Here is a 16,543-nt window from a genome sequence, read left to right on the forward strand (position 1 = left end):
GCTTTTCCTCACTTCGCCTTGACGACCGGATAAATGCCTTGCGGCCGCCACATCAGGATCGCCACCATCAGCGCAATGGTTGATATCAGCGCGACCTTTGGAGCGAGAAAGGCGGTGTAATTGGCCAGCAGTCCGACCAGCAAAGCGCCAATGAAGCAGCCCTCGACGGATCCGAGCCCGCCAATGATCACCACGATGAAAACCAACACCATGATTTCGGAGCCCATATGCGCGGTGATCGTCTCCTGGTAAAGCCCCCACATCACGCCACCGAGACCGGCAAGGGCCGAACCTGTCATGAAAACGATCAGAAAAAGGCGCCGGATTCGGTAGCCGAGGGCTTCGACCATCTCACCGTTTTCGACCCCTGCCCTGACAAGCAGTCCCACCTTCGTGTTTTTCAGGATGTGTCGCATGGCCAGGAAAAGAGCGAGCCCGATCGCCACCGCCACAAGCCTGTACTTCTCGATGGCGGCTTCGCCAAGGACAATGGAACCCTGAAACGCTTCGGGACGGGACAGATGCAACTCGTCCGGCCCCCAGACGACATAAATCATCTGCTGGGCCACGATCAGACCGCCCATGGTGACGAGGATCTGCTTCAGATGCTCGCCATAGACCGGCATGACGATGACGCGTTCGAACGCGTATCCGAGCAGCCCGGTGACAACCATGGCTGCAAGGATTGCGATGAGGACGGCAGCAAGGTTCAACATGACGCTCGGCGATGCGGTCCAGCCGGCAAGCCATGCCAGAACGGTGAACCCGACGAATGCACCGACCGCGACAAAGGCGCCATGGCCGAAATTGATCACATCCATCAACCCGAATACGACTGTCAGCCCGGATGCCATGATGAAGATCATCATGCCCATCGCGAGACCAGCCACTGTCAGCGTCAGCCAGCTCGCCGGATTACCGATCGCCATCAATCCGAGCAGGGCCAGCATCGGCACCAGCAGGACAGGCAGCTTCTGGAAGAACTGCTCCCGGAGGGGCACCTTTTCGATACGCGGTTTGATCGCCGTTTCACTCATTGGTGCGCCTCCAGGCTCAGCCCCATCAGTTTTTCCTGCATGGCGTCATCTTCCGCCAGCTCTCGCATGACGCCCGAATGAATAATACGCCCGTCATCCATGACGGCGACGGTATCGCCGATGGTCGAGGCCATCGCAAAATTTTGTTCCACAAGCAAAATGGTCGTGTCGGTTTCCTTCAGCTCCCGCAACGCATCGGTCATGGCCTTGATGATCGCCGGCGCCAGTCCCTTGGTCGGTTCGTCGATCAGGATCAGGCGTCGCGGTTCAATGACGGCGCGGGCGACGGACAACATTTGCTTCTGTCCGCCAGAGAGCGTTCCGGCTGACGCATTCCAGAATGTGCCTATGGGTGGAAACAGCGCCTTGATCCAGCCGAGGCGCTTTTGATCGATCGGCGCGTTCGCCGCTGCCAGCGTCATGTTCTCGGCGACTGTCAGGTCGGTGAAGACCCCCATGTCCTCCGGCACATAGGCAATGCCACGCCTGGAAATGTCCGGAGTGTCCAGGCCTGTGATCAGGTGATCATCGAACCGGATTTCACCTTGCGATGCGTTCCACAGACCCATGATCGTTCTGAGTGTCGTCGTCTTGCCGGCGCCATTGCGCCCCAGGAGAACGGTTACACCTCCCTCGGGCACCACCAGATCCACGCCCTGCAGGATGTGGTAAGGACCGATAAGCGTATGCACCCCGGACAAGGTCAGAAGGTTATCCGCCATCACGCCGCCTCCGGAGCTTTGCCGAGATAAGCTTCCTGGACCACTGGCAGCGCGATCACTTCAGCAGGGTCCCCGTCCGCAACCAGTTGCCCGTTGTGCAACACGATGATCCGATCGGCGAGCGACCGGATCACATCCATCTTGTGTTCGACAAGCAGAATTGTCCGGTCCATGTCCGCCTGCAGTTTTCTGACCAGTTCGAGAATGACCGGAACCTCGTCGACACTCATGCCGGCCGTTGGTTCGTCGAACATCAGGACCTGCGGACCAAGCGCGATCAGAAGCGCGACTTCCAGTTTGCGCTGGTCTCCATGCGGCAACGCCGAGACTGCCTGGTCTGCCTGATCGATGAGCCGGACTTCGGCAAGAACGTGGTTCGCCCTTTCAAGCAGCTCGACGTGACTTTCGGCGATTGAAAAGAGATCAAATCCCTTGCGTGCCCTGGACTGAACGACAAGACGGACGTTCTCGCGCACGCTCAAGGTGGGAAACAGATTGGTCAGCTGAAAGGCGCGCCCGATGCCGCGGTCAGTCCGCTCCGGCACAGAGAGCCTGGTAATGTTCTCGCCATTCAGGGTAACGGCACCGTCCGTTGCCTTCAGCTGACCCGATATCAGATTGAAATAGGTTGTTTTTCCTGCTCCGTTCGGTCCGACAATCGCTGTAAGCGTACCCCGGTCGAAGCTGCAGGACACATGGTCGACCGCAACGTGACCGCCGAAACGGATGGTCAGATCACTGGTTTCGAGAATTGGGCGTTCGTCAGCCAAAGCCGGGCGTCCTGTTGTCTTGAGGAAATCGGGCAAGCAGACCCTGCCGGCCGGCATATAGCCCCGGCCAGGCAATCGTACAACTATTGGGGAAAAGGTGCGCGCGCTCCGTCACAACGTGCGCACCGGGCAGCTTACTGGTTGCGAACCGGTATGTTCATATCCTCGATCTTCAGCTCACGCACCAGTTCGGGAATACCCCACGCGACATCCGGATCAACCCTGATCTTGAAGTGGTACATGGGCTGCAGCGCCTGATGATCTTCGGCGCGGAACATCATCTTGCCTTTCGGCGTTTCGAATTCCATGCCTTCCATGGCAGAAATCAGGTCTTCCGTCTCGGTCGAACCGGCCTTGCGGATAGCGTCGACGATCGCAATCCCTGCGGACATACCCCCTGCAGTGAAGAAATCCGGCGGAGCGTCGAAACGTTTCTGGTGTTCCGAGACCAGCCAGTCATTCACCGGATTTTTCGGGATCTCGTAATAATAATACGTCGCCCCCTCCATGCCCGGCAATTCCTTGTAGGCCTTCATGGCCGCCAGAATATTACCGCCCGTTGCGATTTCGACACCGAACCGGTCCGGCTCCATCGCCTGGATCTTGCTGATCGGATTTCCGCCGCCGGCCCAGATTACGAACAGGAACTTGCGGCCCGGCTCATCTTTCAAAGCGTCGAAGATGCGCTGCGCGTTCGCAGTAAAGTCCTTGGTGTCGGTCGGCGCGTATTCTTCAAAGACAAGCTTTGCGCCCGTCCCTTCCAGAGCTTCCCTGAAAGCCGCAACACCGTCCCGCCCGAAGGCATAGTCCTGCGCGAGCGTTGCGATTGAAACGCCTTCCTGGCCCAGTGCCACAGCGTTGGCTATCGCATCCTGAGAGGAGTTGCGCGACGTGCGGAAGATATAGCGATTCCAGTTTCCACCGGTTATGGAGTCCGCAACGGCCGGCTCCACGATAAGCAGCTTTTCATACTCCTCGGCCACGGGCAGCATGGCGAGTGCCACCCCGGATGAGACCGGTCCGACAGCGATATCGACTTCGTCGTCGCCATAGGCTTCGGCAAGCGCCGCCTTGCCGATATCGGGTTTCAGCTGTGTGTCCTTTTCGATAACCACGATCTTGCGACCGTCGATTTCCATCGTGCCGTCGGTCGCATATTCAAGCCCCATCATCAGTCCCGTATGGGATTGTTTGGCATAGGCCTCGAACGGTCCTGTCTTGCCATACACATGTGCGATCTTGATGTCTTCAGCCAAGGCACCTGCGGCTCCGGCAGCCACTAGGCCGACACTCACCACAAGCGGCAGGGCCCAGCGGTAAACCCGTTTGGTCATCATATCTCCTCCCAGTATGCAATCAGGCCGATGAGAACTCTCAGGCTTCATTGACACCTGAAAACCACGTTTGCTCCACCTGATGCTGATCCGTATATGAAACCTGAATCAGTATTCATGTCAAGACAGAATACGGCGCAAGGAAGCGAGCGTGTCTCGCAAAAGGCGTGAGCGATCGGGCCTCCGTCCAGACGGCTGCCGAATTCGTTTTGGTTTCCGTGATGACATGAAAACGCCGGATTGGATCGTTCAAGAACCGGCACTTTCGCTTCACGTGCTGATGCAGCAAACAGTCGCGAGGGCAACCGTCATGAGAAGGTTGCGTCAAGCGGCCATACCGGCTCATCGCTACCCTGACGACCCGCAATTATCATTGAATTACAACCCTGATTGGAAGAAAGTCATCGGATTGAATGGCAGAATCAAAATGATCAGGAAGTAAATTCTTCGGAGTCTCAGAAGAATCATATATTAATTATTATTGATATTTTTTGCGGTAGATTTCAGGAGACTGATGACTGGTCATGGAGCTTCCGATGAATATGCCATCCGGCGAAGAACCCGATGTTCTCTCGCGAATCCGCAAGTTCAATGCTTCTCTGGATGCGCTTATTCGAATTTATACTAGTGGCAAATCTTCCAGTACAGAGTTCGCTCGCATCGTTACAAAGGAAGCCTCCTCCCTGCTCAATGCGCAGAGATGCAGCGCCTGGTCGTTGACCCCGGACAACAAGGCAATTGATTGCGTCGCCCTTTATCTTGCGAACGAAGATACGCATGTCTCTGGCCTCAAGCTTTCAGCCGATGATTTCCCCGGCTACTTCAAAGCGTTCCTGGCCGAGCGGGTCATTGCGGCAAACGATGCGGAAACGGACCCTCGCACGTCGGAATTTGCGGCAACATATCTGCGGGCCAACCACATCGTTTCGATGCTGGATGCCCAAATTCGGTCTGCAGCAGGGCCCCGGGGCGTGGTGTGTATTGAAACGGTGGATGTGCGGCGCGCATGGTCGCCGGATGAAATGGCATTTGCCGCCTCGATTGCCGAACTGCTTGGCATCTCAATGGATCGGGAAGATCGCGGACGGGTGTTTGGACAGCTTGAGGATATCAATCAGCAGCTCTCGGACGCGGTCGAAAAGACGAGGGTGGCAAACGAGCGATATGATCTCGCAATTGATGCTGCCTATGACGGGGTCTGGGATCTCGATTATGTAACGGGTCAGGTGTATTTCTCGGACCAGAACTTCCAGCTGCTGGGCGAAAGCCACGAACATCCACCGACCGAGTTTGATTGGTGGCAGGATCGAGTGCATCCCGAAGATATTGACGGCGTTCTGGAATACTATGAAAAGCTCGTCCAGGACGACAATCCGTACAACGTAACATACCGGATGCGGCACGAAGACGGGTCATGGCGATGGTGGCGCTCTCGTGGAAAAGTCGTTCGAAGCGACACATGCGAACCCATCCGGATTGTTGGAACAAATTCAGACGTAACGGACCTGATAGAAACAAAGACCGAGCTGGAACAGCGAAATCGGGAACTTCTTATAGCCAAGCAGAATGTTGAACATGCCGCTCTGCATGACAGTTTAACCGGCTTGCCCAACCGGAGGTACATGGAGCAGGTTTCGGCAGAAAATCTGCAGCAGAAATTGGGCAAAGATCGCGCTGCATCCTTCCTGCACATCGATCTCGATCACTTCAAAGACGTAAATGATATGCTCGGCCACGCTGCCGGAGACACGGTTTTGTGTCTGGTCGCGGATATGTTGCGGGAACTGTCTGGAGAAGGCGATTTCATAGCAAGAATAGGAGGTGACGAATTTGTTGCAATTCTGCAGGACTTGCCCACGGCGGAAAGATCTATTGCGTTCAGCGAGAAACTCATCACGCAGCTGTCAAAACCGGTTTTTGTCGAGCGCAGATCCGTCAACATTGGTGTCAGTATAGGCATCGCACTGTCGGAAGGACATGTGAACGACGCCTCGAACTTGCTGAGAAATGCTGACAACGCACTGTACCAGGCAAAGCGTTCGGGGAAGAACACCTTCGCCATCTACAACGAAAAGATGCGTATTCAGGCTGCCCGCTTGCGTGCAACGAAAGAAGAAATTCAAGGTGCACTGGAAGACGGTATTTCTTTCATTCCATATTTCCAGCCCCAATTTCTGGCTGGGAGCCTTGAACTTGCCGGGGCAGAGGCTCTGGTGCGATGGCAGCATCCGAGGAAAGGTATCTTGCCACCGGGTGAGTTCCTGCACATTGCCGAGGAAATGAATTGCGTCGCGGAAATCGACCGGCAGGTCCTTAGAAAATCACTTGCCATTGTGAGTGACTGGCGGGAGGCAGGTCTTGTGCTACCGAGGCTTTCGGTAAATGTCTCATCCCAACGCCTGGCCGATCCGGGACTTCTGTTTTCAGTCGAAGGTTTTGAGGATCAGGTATCCAGATTGTCCTTCGAGCTGGTGGAATCGACCTATCTCGACAACACGAGCGAACAGGTAAAACAAACCTTGGCGCAGCTGCAGGATCTTGGCGTTGAAATGGAGATCGACGACTTCGGTAGCGGTTACGCCTCCATAGCAAGTCTGGTGAATATTCGACCCAAGCGCCTGAAGATTGATCGCACGCTTGTCTCGAACGTTGATCGTGACGACGCGATGACCAGCCTGGTACAATCGATCGTCGATATTGCACGCGCCTTGGAAGTCGAGGTCATCGCGGAAGGCGCGGAAACGGCCTCGCAAATTGAAACCCTCACATCGATCGGATGTGACATCTTGCAGGGATACGGCTTGGCTCGGCCAATGTCGGCAGAGATGTTCCTTGAAACTTATGGCATGCAGGAGACCGCGTCCGTCGCGAGCCAGCGCTAGACGTCTTTCACTTACCGAAGGCCTGGGCCGTGTCTTTCATTTAAATGGACCGCTGGCAGGAGCCCAGAACCTGCACAAAACTTCCCGGGCAGGTTTGCGGCTGCAGGGGCAAATCAACTACAAGCCATCAGCCAAAAGGCATTCGCACGTCGCCCGCACACCCCGGCGGTCAACCACCGGGGTTGGGCGTCGGCAGGCAATCCATCACCGCAGACGCTGTTCCGATTCCGCATCGAAGAACATTGCGGCGGAGGGTTCAAATGTAATCTCGACCTTGCCATCCGAAACCGGCGCATCCTCGCCCTTGGTCTCGACGATGATTCGCTCGCCCGTCGGGCAGATCAGGTAGGAGTAGGCGACACCACCGAGCTGTTCGCACAGATCGACCGTTGCACCTTCCGTGCTTGCGGCAATCTTCAACTGCTGCGGGCGCAGCCCGACAAGCACCTTCTTGCCCTTGCCAGGCAGGGCAACCGGCGTCTCCACCGAAATGCCACCGAAGGCCGGTAATGTAACGGCACCGTCTTCGGCAACACCTTCGACAAAGTTCATGCTCGGTGAACCGATGAAACCCGCGACGAATTTGTTGTCCGGGTCGGAATAAAGCTTCATCGGCGAGCCGACCTGCTCGATCTTGCCAGCGCGCAGCACAACGATCTTGTCCGCCAGCGTCATCGCCTCGACCTGGTCGTGGGTGACGTAGATCATGGTGGCGCCGATATCCTTGTGAAGCCGCGCGATTTCAACGCGCATGTCGACACGAAGTTCCGCATCAAGGTTCGACAACGGCTCATCAAACAGGAACACTTCCGGCCCGCGCACGATTGCCCGGCCGATGGCAACACGCTGGCGCTGGCCACCCGACAACGCTTTCGGTTTGCGTTTCAGGTAGGGATCGAGTTTGAGAATCCGGCTGGCCTCTCCCACCTTCTCGGCGATTTCCGCCTTGGCGTGACCGTTCATCTTCAGCCCGAAACCCATATTCTCTTCCACGGACATGTGCGGATAAAGCGCATATGTCTGGAACACCATTGCAACACCCCGTTCGGAAGGATCAAGCCTGGTGACATCCCGTCCGCCGATCTGAATGTTCCCGGTGGTCGTTTCCTCAAGGCCTGCAATCATGCGCAGAAGCGTGGACTTGCCACAGCCGGAAGGACCGACAAAGACACAGAATTCACCATGCTCGATCTGCAGATCCACCCCGTGAATCACCTGCAGATCGGCATATTTCTTGACAGCTTTGGTCAGCGTGACGCCAGACATCTATTTTCTTCTCCCTAGGACTTTCTAAGCGGGAAACTGCCAATCCTCGACAGCCGCTGCGATTTCAGAAGCCGTCTTCAGAAGGACGGGACGCACTTCGACAAGTTCCTTCATCCCCTTGCGGGTTGTCGAAGTAGTGACAGAGAGCGCGCCGATAGGCCGCCCTTTTGACGACAGGACAGGTGCAGCGATGCAGATGATCCCGGGTTCATGCTCCTCCCGGTCAAAGGCAACACCTTCCTTGCGTATTTTTTCAAGGTCTGCCCGCAGCGCCGTTTCTGTTGCCAGTGTTTCGGGCGTGTACCGATAGAAGGACTGTTTCTTGATCGCCTCATCGAGTTCTGCCGGTTCCAGGAACGCCAGCTGCGCTTTGCCGACACCGGTACAATAGCCCGGACCGATCTTTCCGGCCTGGGAATACATGTCGATGGGATTGATCGCGTTGCGCTTGTCGACATAGAGCACCTGCCCCCCGTCCAGTTGCGCCAGATGAACGGTCTCACCGACGACCTCGGACAGCGCCCGCACGAATGGCCGCGCGATCGGTGCAATGGAACTCTGTCGCCAGGCGGCATGCGCAAGACGGACCAGTCGGATCCCGAGCGAATAGGTCTGCTGGCTTTCGTCATAGGCCAGCATGCCCTGGCTCACCAGCGTCTGCAGCAGACGGTAAAGCGTCGCCTTGGGATGCACGCTGTCGGACAGGAGCTCGGTAAACCGGACAGGCCGACCCATCGCCGCAACCCTGTCGAGCACGTCGAGTGCTTTTCCGACAGTCCCGTCGCCGCTTGTCGGGCTCGCCTGTTTGTTCATGATTTCCTCCATCGGCCCGTTTCTTTTCGCCGGACCTGTTGACAACTTAACCCGATCGCCGCAAAGTATCAATATACAAAACTAAGTTTCAAATAATGGAACCAAAAGGGAGGACACCATGCGTTCCATGTTTAAAACGTCCGCTGCTGCTTTCGCCATTCTGGCAAGCACAATGGGCGCTGTATCTGCTGAAGGCCTGACAGGCGAACTCAAGATCTTTCTCGACACATCGAACCCGGCGCCGCGGGCAACGATGGAACGGATGATCGAGCAGTTCCAGGCAAAGAACCCGGACCTGACAGTCGAAACGACCGTGATCGACCGGGAAGCCTATAAAACCCAGATCCGCAACTTCCTGACTGCCAACGCGCCGGACGTTGCCACCTGGTATGCTGCCAACCGCATGCGCCCCTATGTGGAAGCAGGTCTCTTCGAAGACGTTTCCGACCTTTGGGCCGAACCGGCAATTGCTGACAACCTGGCGTCGACCAAAGGTGCGATGACCATTGACGGCAAGCAGTGGGGCGTTCCCTACACTTACTATCAATGGGGTGTTTACTACCGGAAGGACATCTTCGACGAACTGGGTCTGAGCGAACCGACGACCTGGGAAGAAGAAAAGGCAAACTGTCAGAAAATCATTGATGCCGGCAAGAAATGCTACACGATCGGCACCAAGTTTCTCTGGACCGCCGGCGGATGGTTCGACTACCTGAACATGCGCACGAACGGTTTCGACTTCCACATGGACCTGCTCACGGGCAATGCCTCCTGGCAGTCGGACGAAGTCCGCAAGACATTCGCCAACTGGCGCGAACTCATCGACATGGGCGCATTTATCGACAACCACCAGACCTACAGCTGGCAGGAAGCTCTGCCGTTCATGGTCAAAGGCGATGCAGCCGCGTATCTGATGGGCAACTTTGCAGTTGCGCCATTGCGCGATGCTGGCCTGAGTGACGATCAGCTCGATTTCTACCAGTTCGTTGAAATCACGCCAGGTGTCGAAAAAGCAGAAGATGCGCCGACAGATACATTCCACATTCCGTCCAATGCCCAGAACAAGGAAGCGGCACGGGAGTTCCTGAGATTCGTCGCGTCACCGGACGTTCAGACCGAAATCAACAACGGGAAAAATCTTGGTCAGTTGCCGGTCAACGCCCAGTCGTCCGTGGATGACGACAAGTTCCTCGTGGAAGGCTTTGAAATGCTGTCGAGCAATTCCCCGGGTGGCGTCGCCCAGTTCTTCGACCGTGACGCGCCGGCGGAAATGGCAAAGGTTGCCATGGAAGGCCTGCAGGAATTCATGGTCAAGCCGGACAATCTCGACAAGATCCTGGCACGCCTGGATCGCGCCCGCGAGCGTATCTACAAGTAAGTCCGCTTACGACAGAACCGGACAGGGTGCGCCTGCATCCTGTCCTTTTCAATAGGTCCCAGTAGCCAATCCTGAAGAGGCAAACATGACCCAAGCGTCCGTTGCCGAAAATCGCCAGAGTTCCTGGTGGCACCAGAATCAGCAGCAAATCACACCGTGGCTGTTTCTGGCTCCAGGCATCCTGTTCTTCCTGTTTTACGTGATCTTCCCGATCTTCCAGTCCTTCAATCTGTCTCTTTACGAATGGGACGGCCTCGGCAAGGCGGAATATGTCGGGCTCTACAACTACGAAGAACTCTATTGGGACGAGGCTTTCTACACGTCCTTGAAAAACAACGTTGTCTGGCTTGTCCTGTATCTGCTGGCCATTCCTGCAGGTCTGTTCATCGCCCTTTTCCTGAACCAGACCGTTACAGGCATCAGACTGTATAAGTCGCTTTTCTTCTTTCCTTTCGTGATCTCCCAGGTCGTCGTCGGTCTGGTCTTCACCTGGTTCTATGATCCAACTTTCGGCATTATCAACGTTCTGCTTGGTTCGGTCGGTCTTCCGCCAATTAATGTTCTCGGTGACGAGAACTGGGTAACCGTCGGGATCATCGTGGCCGGTCTCTGGCCGCAAACCGCCTATTGCATGATCCTCTATCTCACTGGCCTGAATGCCGTCGATCCGGAGCAGATTGAAGCCGGGCGGCTCGATGGTGCCAAGAGCTGGAGGATGCTGTGGTACATCATCGTTCCACAACTGCGTCCTGCCACCTTCATTGCCTTCGTGGTTACCATTATCGGCGCCCTGCGGTCCTTTGACCTTATCTCTGTCATGACCAATGGCGGTCCGTTCGGCGCGAGCCGTGTCCTCAGCTTCTACATGTTCGAGGTTGCGCTCTCCGAATACGGCTTCCGCATGGGCTATGGCGCGGCAATCGCCGTGGTGCTGTTCCTGATCATGCTGGCTTTCATCGCCTACTTCCTGTGGTCGATGTACAAAGAAGAAAGGGCGCGCTGACATGTTTCCGACACCGATCGAACGTTCGCCCCGCTCCTGGCAAATCACCTATCAGGCCTTTTTGCCGCTTGCACTGATCCTTTGGCTGCTGCCTCTCATCGCCGTTGCGATATTCTCCATCAAACCCGATACGGATTTTGCGAATGCCAATTACTGGGGCTGGCCATCTGAATTCAAGGGTTTTACCAACTACTGGCTGGTGTTCACGGCATCTGACATGCCGAAATATCTGCTGAATTCGTTCAAGATCACTATCCCGACCGTGATTGGCGCCGTCGCCCTTTCCTGCATGACCGGCTTCGCTCTCGGCATCTACAAGTTCAGAGCCAACATCTGGATCTTCTTCATGTTTGTCGCCGGCAACTTCGTGCCGTTTCAGATCCTGATGGTTCCAGTCCGCGACCTCACGCTTCAGTTGGGCCTGTACAACACAATCACGGGACTCGTGCTCTTCCACGTCGCTTTCCAGACCGGTTTCTGCACGCTGTTCATGCGCAATTTCATCCGCGCTCTTCCCTTTGAACTGATCGAGGCGGCCCGCGTCGAGGGTATTTCGGAATGGCGGATTTTCTGGTTCGTGGTCCTTCCGCTGATGAAACCCGCAATCGCGGCACTCGCCGTCCTGATGTTCACCTTCATCTGGAACGACTATTTCTGGGCAATTGTCCTGACGCAAGGCGTTGAAAGCCAACCGGTCACTGCCGGTATCACCTCATTCAACGCACAGTATCGCGCTGCCTATCATCTGATGAGCGCGGGCTCCATCGTTGCGGCCCTGCCACCGGTCGCGATGTTCTTTTTGATGCAGCGGCACTTTATCGCCGGCCTGACACTCGGGGCTGTCAAATGATCGGTCTGTTTCAGACCGGTCTGGATGCAAGTAAGAGTGTAGGGAGAAACGGGAATGCAGGCTAGGACCTGGCATCTTGGCGATGCTCATCAAAGCCTGGTACTTGCCAGCTTCGGGGACAGCTTGCCCGAAGCGGTTTATTGGGGGCCACCGCTTCCGGAAAAGGAGTCGCTGCAATCGCTTGCAGCCGCTTCGGCCACCGACGTGACCGGAGGCATGGTGGACAGCAACGCCCCCATCAGCCTCAGCCCGGAAGCGTCCCGCACCTTTCCCGGGCAGGCCGGGCTGGCCGGCCGCGACGCCGAAGGCAATCCCCTGACCCCTGATTTCCGGTTTGCCGGTGAAGCATCAAACGATCATGGCCTGACACTTACCTATGAAGATGCCGCACTCGATCTCAGTCTCGTATTCGATCTGACGCTCACCCCCGAAACCTCGCTTCTGCAGATGCAGACCCAACTGGAAAGCCAGGGAAGGATCACGGTCGACTGGCTCGCAGCGCCTGTGATGCCGGTTCCGGCACACACTGGCGAAATGATCGAATTTTCAGGCCGCTGGTGCGCGGAGTTCCAAACCCGCCGCCTGCCTTTTGCCCCCGGCGCGCGCGTCAGGGACAATCGGACGGGCCGTTCCGATCACGCACACTTTCCGGGTCTCATCGTGTGCTCTGCTCAGACAAGCAACACGTCAGGCGAAGCCTACGCGTTTCATTACGCGTGGTCCGGTGGACATCGCATGGTCGCCGAAGAACTTGCCGATGGGCGGCGGCACGTTCAGTTCGGGCATGCATCCGCCAGCATGAAAGGGAACCACACCTTCCGCACGGCCCCGCTCCTTGCAACCTATGCGGCTTCAGGTTTCAACAGCGCCGCGGTCCGTTTTCAAAGGCACGCCAGAAACCGGCTCGTGTCCGGTGAAAAAACACCGCGGCCCGTTCACTACAATTGCTGGGAAGCCGTCTATTTCGATCACAAGATCGAGGAGCTGAAATCAATCGCTTCCAGGGCGGCGGACCTAGGAGCCGAGCGCTTTGTGCTTGATGACGGCTGGTTCGGTCTTCGGGACAACGACACGTCCTCGCTTGGTGACTGGGGCATCGACCGCAGGAAATACCCGGACGGGCTGGCTCCACTTGTCGAGCATGTCAAGGGCCTCGGCCTTGAATTCGGCATTTGGTTCGAGCCGGAAATGATCAACGAGGACAGTGATCTTTTCAGATCACATCCGGAATGGGTCCTCGGCCCGTTGAACCAGGTCAGGGGCCGGCAGCAACTCTGTCTCGACATGTCTCGTGACGATGTCCGCACCTATCTCTACGATTGTATTGCCGAAGTGCTTTCCACAAACGATATCGGTTACATCAAGTGGGACCACAACAGAGTACTGCCGATCGTCGACGCCGCCCAGACCGAGGGCACATACGCACTCATCGATCGGCTGCGCGCGGACTTTCCACATGTCGAAATCGAAAGCTGTGCATCGGGCGGCGGACGGGTCGATTTTGGCATCCTGAAGCGAACGCAGAGGGTCTGGCTTTCAGACAGCAATGACGCTCTGGAGCGCCAGCGCATCCAGCACGACGCCGCGCTGTTTTTGCCGGCTTCGGTTACCGGCTCGCATGTCGGACCGCGAAAATGTCACACCTCCGGCCGAACGCTCAACATGAAGTTTCGCGCCTGGACCGCTGCTCAGCGGCACATGGGTTTCGAAATGGACCCGCGCGAGCTGACAGACGAGGAAGCCGCCGTCCTGAAACACGTGACCGGTTGGTGGAAGGCAAACAGGGACTGGATGGTGCACGCCGACATATTGCGGCTCGACTGTCCTGACCCGGCCCTGATTGCGGAGCAGCAACTCGCCGAGGACAAAAGCCGGTTTGTTGTTTTTGCGGCCCTGACGCGTCCGTCGAACCAGATTCTGCAACCACCGCTTCGTCTGACTGGCCTGGAGGCTGGCGCACAATACACGATCAAGCTGATCAATCGCGAAGACGCCGCAGACCTTTCCCGCGGCTCTCCGTTTCTGAAGGAAAACGATCTGGTTGCGAGCGGTCAGTACCTGATGTCCCACGGCCTCAATCTGCCCTGGTGTTTCCCGGAGACGATCTGGGTCCTGGAAGCACAACGGATCTGAACAGAAAGAATTTTCAAGGCACTGAACCGAATGTGCCGGAAAACAAAAAAGGGAGCGTCACATGCACGCGAATTATCCTGACCTCAAGGGCAGGTCGGTTTTCATCACCGGCGGTGGCTCGGGCATTGGCGCTGCCCTTAGCAGCGGTTTTCTGGCCCAGGGTGCAAGGGTCGCATTTGTACAGCGTTCGGACGCGACAGAATTCTGTGACGAAATGGAACGTCAGCACGGCAACCGGCCGCTTTATCTGCAATGCGACATAGCCAACATTGCCGAACTGAAGGGCGCTATGGACAAAGCCGCTGAATCGCACGGTGCAATCACCGTTCTGGTCAACAACGCCGCCAACGACAAGCGTCACAAGACCGAAGAGGTGGACGAGGACTTCTGGGACTGGGCCCAGGCGATCAACCTCAAGGCCTACTTCTTTGCCTGCCAGCACGTCATTCAGGGGATGCGCGCTGCCGGTGGCGGGTCGATCGTCAACTTCACGTCGATTTCCTACATGATGGGCAATGCCGGCTATGCGGCCTACACAACAGCCAATTCCGGCATCAACGGCATGACCCGAAGCCTTGCACGCGAATTCGGACCCGACAACATCAGGGTCAACGCGATCGCACCCGGCTGGGTTCTCACACAACGGCAAAAGGACCTGTGGGTTACGCCGGAAGCCCTCGCAGCACATCTTGACCGCCAGTGTCTGAAGTTCGAGCTTTCACCGGAAGACATGGTAGATCCGGTCCTCTTCCTGGCGGCGAAAACCAGCAGGGGCATGACGGGGCAGTCCCTGGTAGTGGACGGCGGAGTAGTGGTGACGGGATGAGCCTTCAGGCAAAAGCGGACTGGATCGCGGTGGATTGGGGCACAACCAATCTGCGTGTCTGGGCGCTGGATTCAAGCGGATGCGAAATGATCCACCGTTCCTCCGACAAAGGCATGGGCGGGTTGGCCGCAAACGAATTCGAACCCGCGCTTCTCGAGCTTGTCGCAGACCTGCTCGCGCCGGAGATCAAAACGCCGGTGATCGTTTGCGGAATGGCCGGTTCGCGTCAGGGCTGGGCGGAAGCACCTTACAAGACAACGCCCTGTACACCGCCTTCCCTGGAAGACGCGACCGTTGTCCATGCAGCCGATTCCCGTCTTGACGTGCGCATCCTTCCGGGAATCAAGCAGCGCGACCCGACAGATGTCATGCGGGGCGAGGAGACCCAGATTTCCGGTTTTCTTGCGGACAATCCGGGATATAGCGGAACGCTGTGCCTACCCGGAACGCATACCAAATGGGTTGCAGTCAGGGACGGCGTTGTTGAACATTTCAGGACATTCATGACCGGCGAAATGTTCGCGCTCCTGTCCAGTCGATCTGTTCTTCGCCACAGTCTGTCCGCTCGTGAGATCGATCACGATACGTTCGAGCAAGCTGTTGCCGACGCTGCTGAAAATCCTCAGGAAATTGCGGCGAGCCTCTTTGGTATACGGGCTGCCGGTCTGATTGCGGGTCTGACAGGGGAAGCTGCAAGAGGGCGCTTGTCGGGCTACCTGATCGGTGCTGAGCTTGCCGCCGTCAGGGATGGTTTTGATCTTGCCGCGATCACGCTCCTTGGCAGTGACCAGATTTCCAAGGCGTACCATTCGGCGCTGGGCCGGCTCGGATACCGGGCAACACTCCTTAACGCGGAGACCATTACTCTGAACGGTCTCGTGCTTGCTTACTCTTCCTATTCCAAGGTTTCCTCATGAGCAGAAATCTGATCGCCATTCTACGAGGCCTGACACCCGCAGAAGCGCTCCCGGTCACCGGATGCCTTATCGAGGCAGGCATTACCTGGATCGAGGTGCCGCTCAACTCCCCGGACGCTCTCACCAGTATTGACGCCATGGTCAAGGCCCATTCCGCCGACGCACGGATTGGAGCTGGAACCGTGTTGTCGCCGGAGCAGGTGCTGCAGGTGAAAGCCGCAGGCGGCTCTCTGATCGTTTCGCCGGATTGCAATCCGGATGTAATCCTTGCGACCAAGGCCGAAGACATGTTGTCCTATCCGGGCGTCATGACTCCGAGCGAAGCATTCACCGCGCTCCGCAACGGTGCGGACGGGCTGAAGTTTTTCCCGGCCTCGCTCATCGGTCCCGACGGTCTCAAGGCAATGCTGGCTGTTCTGCCCAAAGGCACCGCCACCTATGCCGTCGGCGGCGCCGGACCGGACAATTTCGGTGACTGGATCAAGGTCGGTGCGACTGGCTTTGGAATTGGCACCGCTCTCTACAAGCCCGGGTTTTCGGTCGCGGAAATCAAGGAACGGGCCGAGAAAATCGTCAGCGCCTATGATGCGGCAATGGAAGCACACGGATAGG

General features: G+C 56.9%; 14 protein-coding genes. 8 read left to right on the forward strand and 6 right to left on the reverse strand.

Translation table 11 applies throughout. The features are described from left to right. Positions 1–8: 8 nt before the first annotated feature. The 4 genes from LA5095_RS07740 to LA5095_RS07755 form a co-directional block, all read right to left on the reverse strand. Positions 9–1,037 carry a branched-chain amino acid ABC transporter permease gene (locus LA5095_RS07740; RefSeq protein ID WP_029064671.1) on the reverse strand — a complete coding sequence of 343 codons (1,029 nt, stop codon included), beginning with the start codon at positions 1,035–1,037 and terminating at the stop codon, positions 9–11. Then, positions 1,034–1,759, reverse strand: a complete 726-nt coding sequence (locus LA5095_RS07745) for an ABC transporter ATP-binding protein (RefSeq protein ID WP_055113637.1) — start codon at positions 1,757–1,759, stop codon at positions 1,034–1,036. Before LA5095_RS07745 ends, LA5095_RS07740 begins: the two co-directional genes overlap by 4 nt. After that, the gene (locus LA5095_RS07750; RefSeq protein WP_235808817.1) at positions 1,759–2,529 is read right to left on the reverse strand and encodes an ABC transporter ATP-binding protein; all 771 of its coding nucleotides are present in this window, start codon (positions 2,527–2,529) and stop codon (positions 1,759–1,761) included. The genes LA5095_RS07745 and LA5095_RS07750 overlap by 1 nt, the downstream gene beginning before the upstream one ends. Positions 2,530–2,663: 134 nt before the next feature. Then, on the reverse strand, positions 2,664–3,863 hold the full coding sequence (locus LA5095_RS07755) for a substrate-binding domain-containing protein (RefSeq protein ID WP_055114278.1): 1,200 nt from the start codon (positions 3,861–3,863) through the stop codon (positions 2,664–2,666). A gap of 536 nt (positions 3,864–4,399) precedes the next feature. On the opposite strand from LA5095_RS07755, the gene LA5095_RS07765 reads away from it, so the two are divergent. Continuing rightward, the gene (locus LA5095_RS07765; protein WP_158510355.1) at positions 4,400–6,745 is read left to right on the forward strand and encodes a putative bifunctional diguanylate cyclase/phosphodiesterase; all 2,346 of its coding nucleotides are present in this window, start codon (positions 4,400–4,402) and stop codon (positions 6,743–6,745) included. A gap of 204 nt (positions 6,746–6,949) precedes the next feature. Here the strand turns inward: LA5095_RS07765 and LA5095_RS07770 are convergent, their stop codons facing one another. Next, positions 6,950–8,011 (reverse strand): ABC transporter ATP-binding protein, encoded by a 1,062-nt coding sequence (locus LA5095_RS07770; RefSeq protein WP_055113644.1) that lies wholly within the window; start codon positions 8,009–8,011, stop codon positions 6,950–6,952. Between the two features lie 24 nt (positions 8,012–8,035). Next, on the reverse strand, positions 8,036–8,824 hold the full coding sequence (locus LA5095_RS07775; protein ID WP_055114279.1) for an IclR family transcriptional regulator: 789 nt from the start codon (positions 8,822–8,824) through the stop codon (positions 8,036–8,038). 118 nt (positions 8,825–8,942) lie between these two features. On the opposite strand from LA5095_RS07775, the gene LA5095_RS07780 reads away from it, so the two are divergent. The 7 genes from LA5095_RS07780 (at position 8,943) to LA5095_RS07810 (ending at position 16,542) form a co-directional block, all read left to right on the forward strand. Then, positions 8,943–10,202 carry an ABC transporter substrate-binding protein gene (locus LA5095_RS07780; RefSeq protein WP_055113646.1) on the forward strand — a complete coding sequence of 420 codons (1,260 nt, stop codon included), beginning with the start codon at positions 8,943–8,945 and terminating at the stop codon, positions 10,200–10,202. Positions 10,203–10,287: 85 nt separating this feature from the next. Then, complete coding sequence (locus LA5095_RS07785) at positions 10,288–11,205, forward strand: carbohydrate ABC transporter permease (protein ID WP_055113648.1); 918 nt, start codon at positions 10,288–10,290, stop codon at positions 11,203–11,205. A 1-nt stretch (position 11,206) separates the two neighbouring features. Then, complete coding sequence (locus LA5095_RS07790) at positions 11,207–12,055, forward strand: carbohydrate ABC transporter permease (protein ID WP_055113650.1); 849 nt, start codon at positions 11,207–11,209, stop codon at positions 12,053–12,055. Between the two features lie 54 nt (positions 12,056–12,109). Then, a complete protein-coding gene (locus LA5095_RS07795; protein ID WP_055113651.1) occupies positions 12,110–14,188 on the forward strand; it encodes an alpha-galactosidase in 2,079 nt (692 codons plus the stop codon). A 61-nt stretch (positions 14,189–14,249) separates the two neighbouring features. After that, entirely contained in the window at positions 14,250–15,014 is a 765-nt protein-coding gene (locus tag LA5095_RS07800) for an SDR family NAD(P)-dependent oxidoreductase (RefSeq protein ID WP_055113653.1), read from the forward strand. Next, positions 15,011–15,931: a 2-dehydro-3-deoxygalactonokinase gene (locus LA5095_RS07805; protein WP_055113655.1), complete on the forward strand. Its 921-nt coding sequence runs from the start codon at positions 15,011–15,013 to the stop codon at positions 15,929–15,931. The genes LA5095_RS07800 and LA5095_RS07805 overlap by 4 nt, the downstream gene beginning before the upstream one ends. Continuing rightward, complete coding sequence (locus tag LA5095_RS07810; RefSeq protein WP_055113657.1) at positions 15,928–16,542, forward strand: 2-dehydro-3-deoxy-6-phosphogalactonate aldolase; 615 nt, start codon at positions 15,928–15,930, stop codon at positions 16,540–16,542. Before LA5095_RS07805 ends, LA5095_RS07810 begins: the two co-directional genes overlap by 4 nt. Position 16,543: the final 1 nt, after the last annotated feature.

Source organism: Roseibium album (assembly GCF_001404515.1).
In the GTDB taxonomy this organism is placed as follows: Bacteria; Pseudomonadota; Alphaproteobacteria; order Rhizobiales; family Stappiaceae; genus Roseibium; species Roseibium album.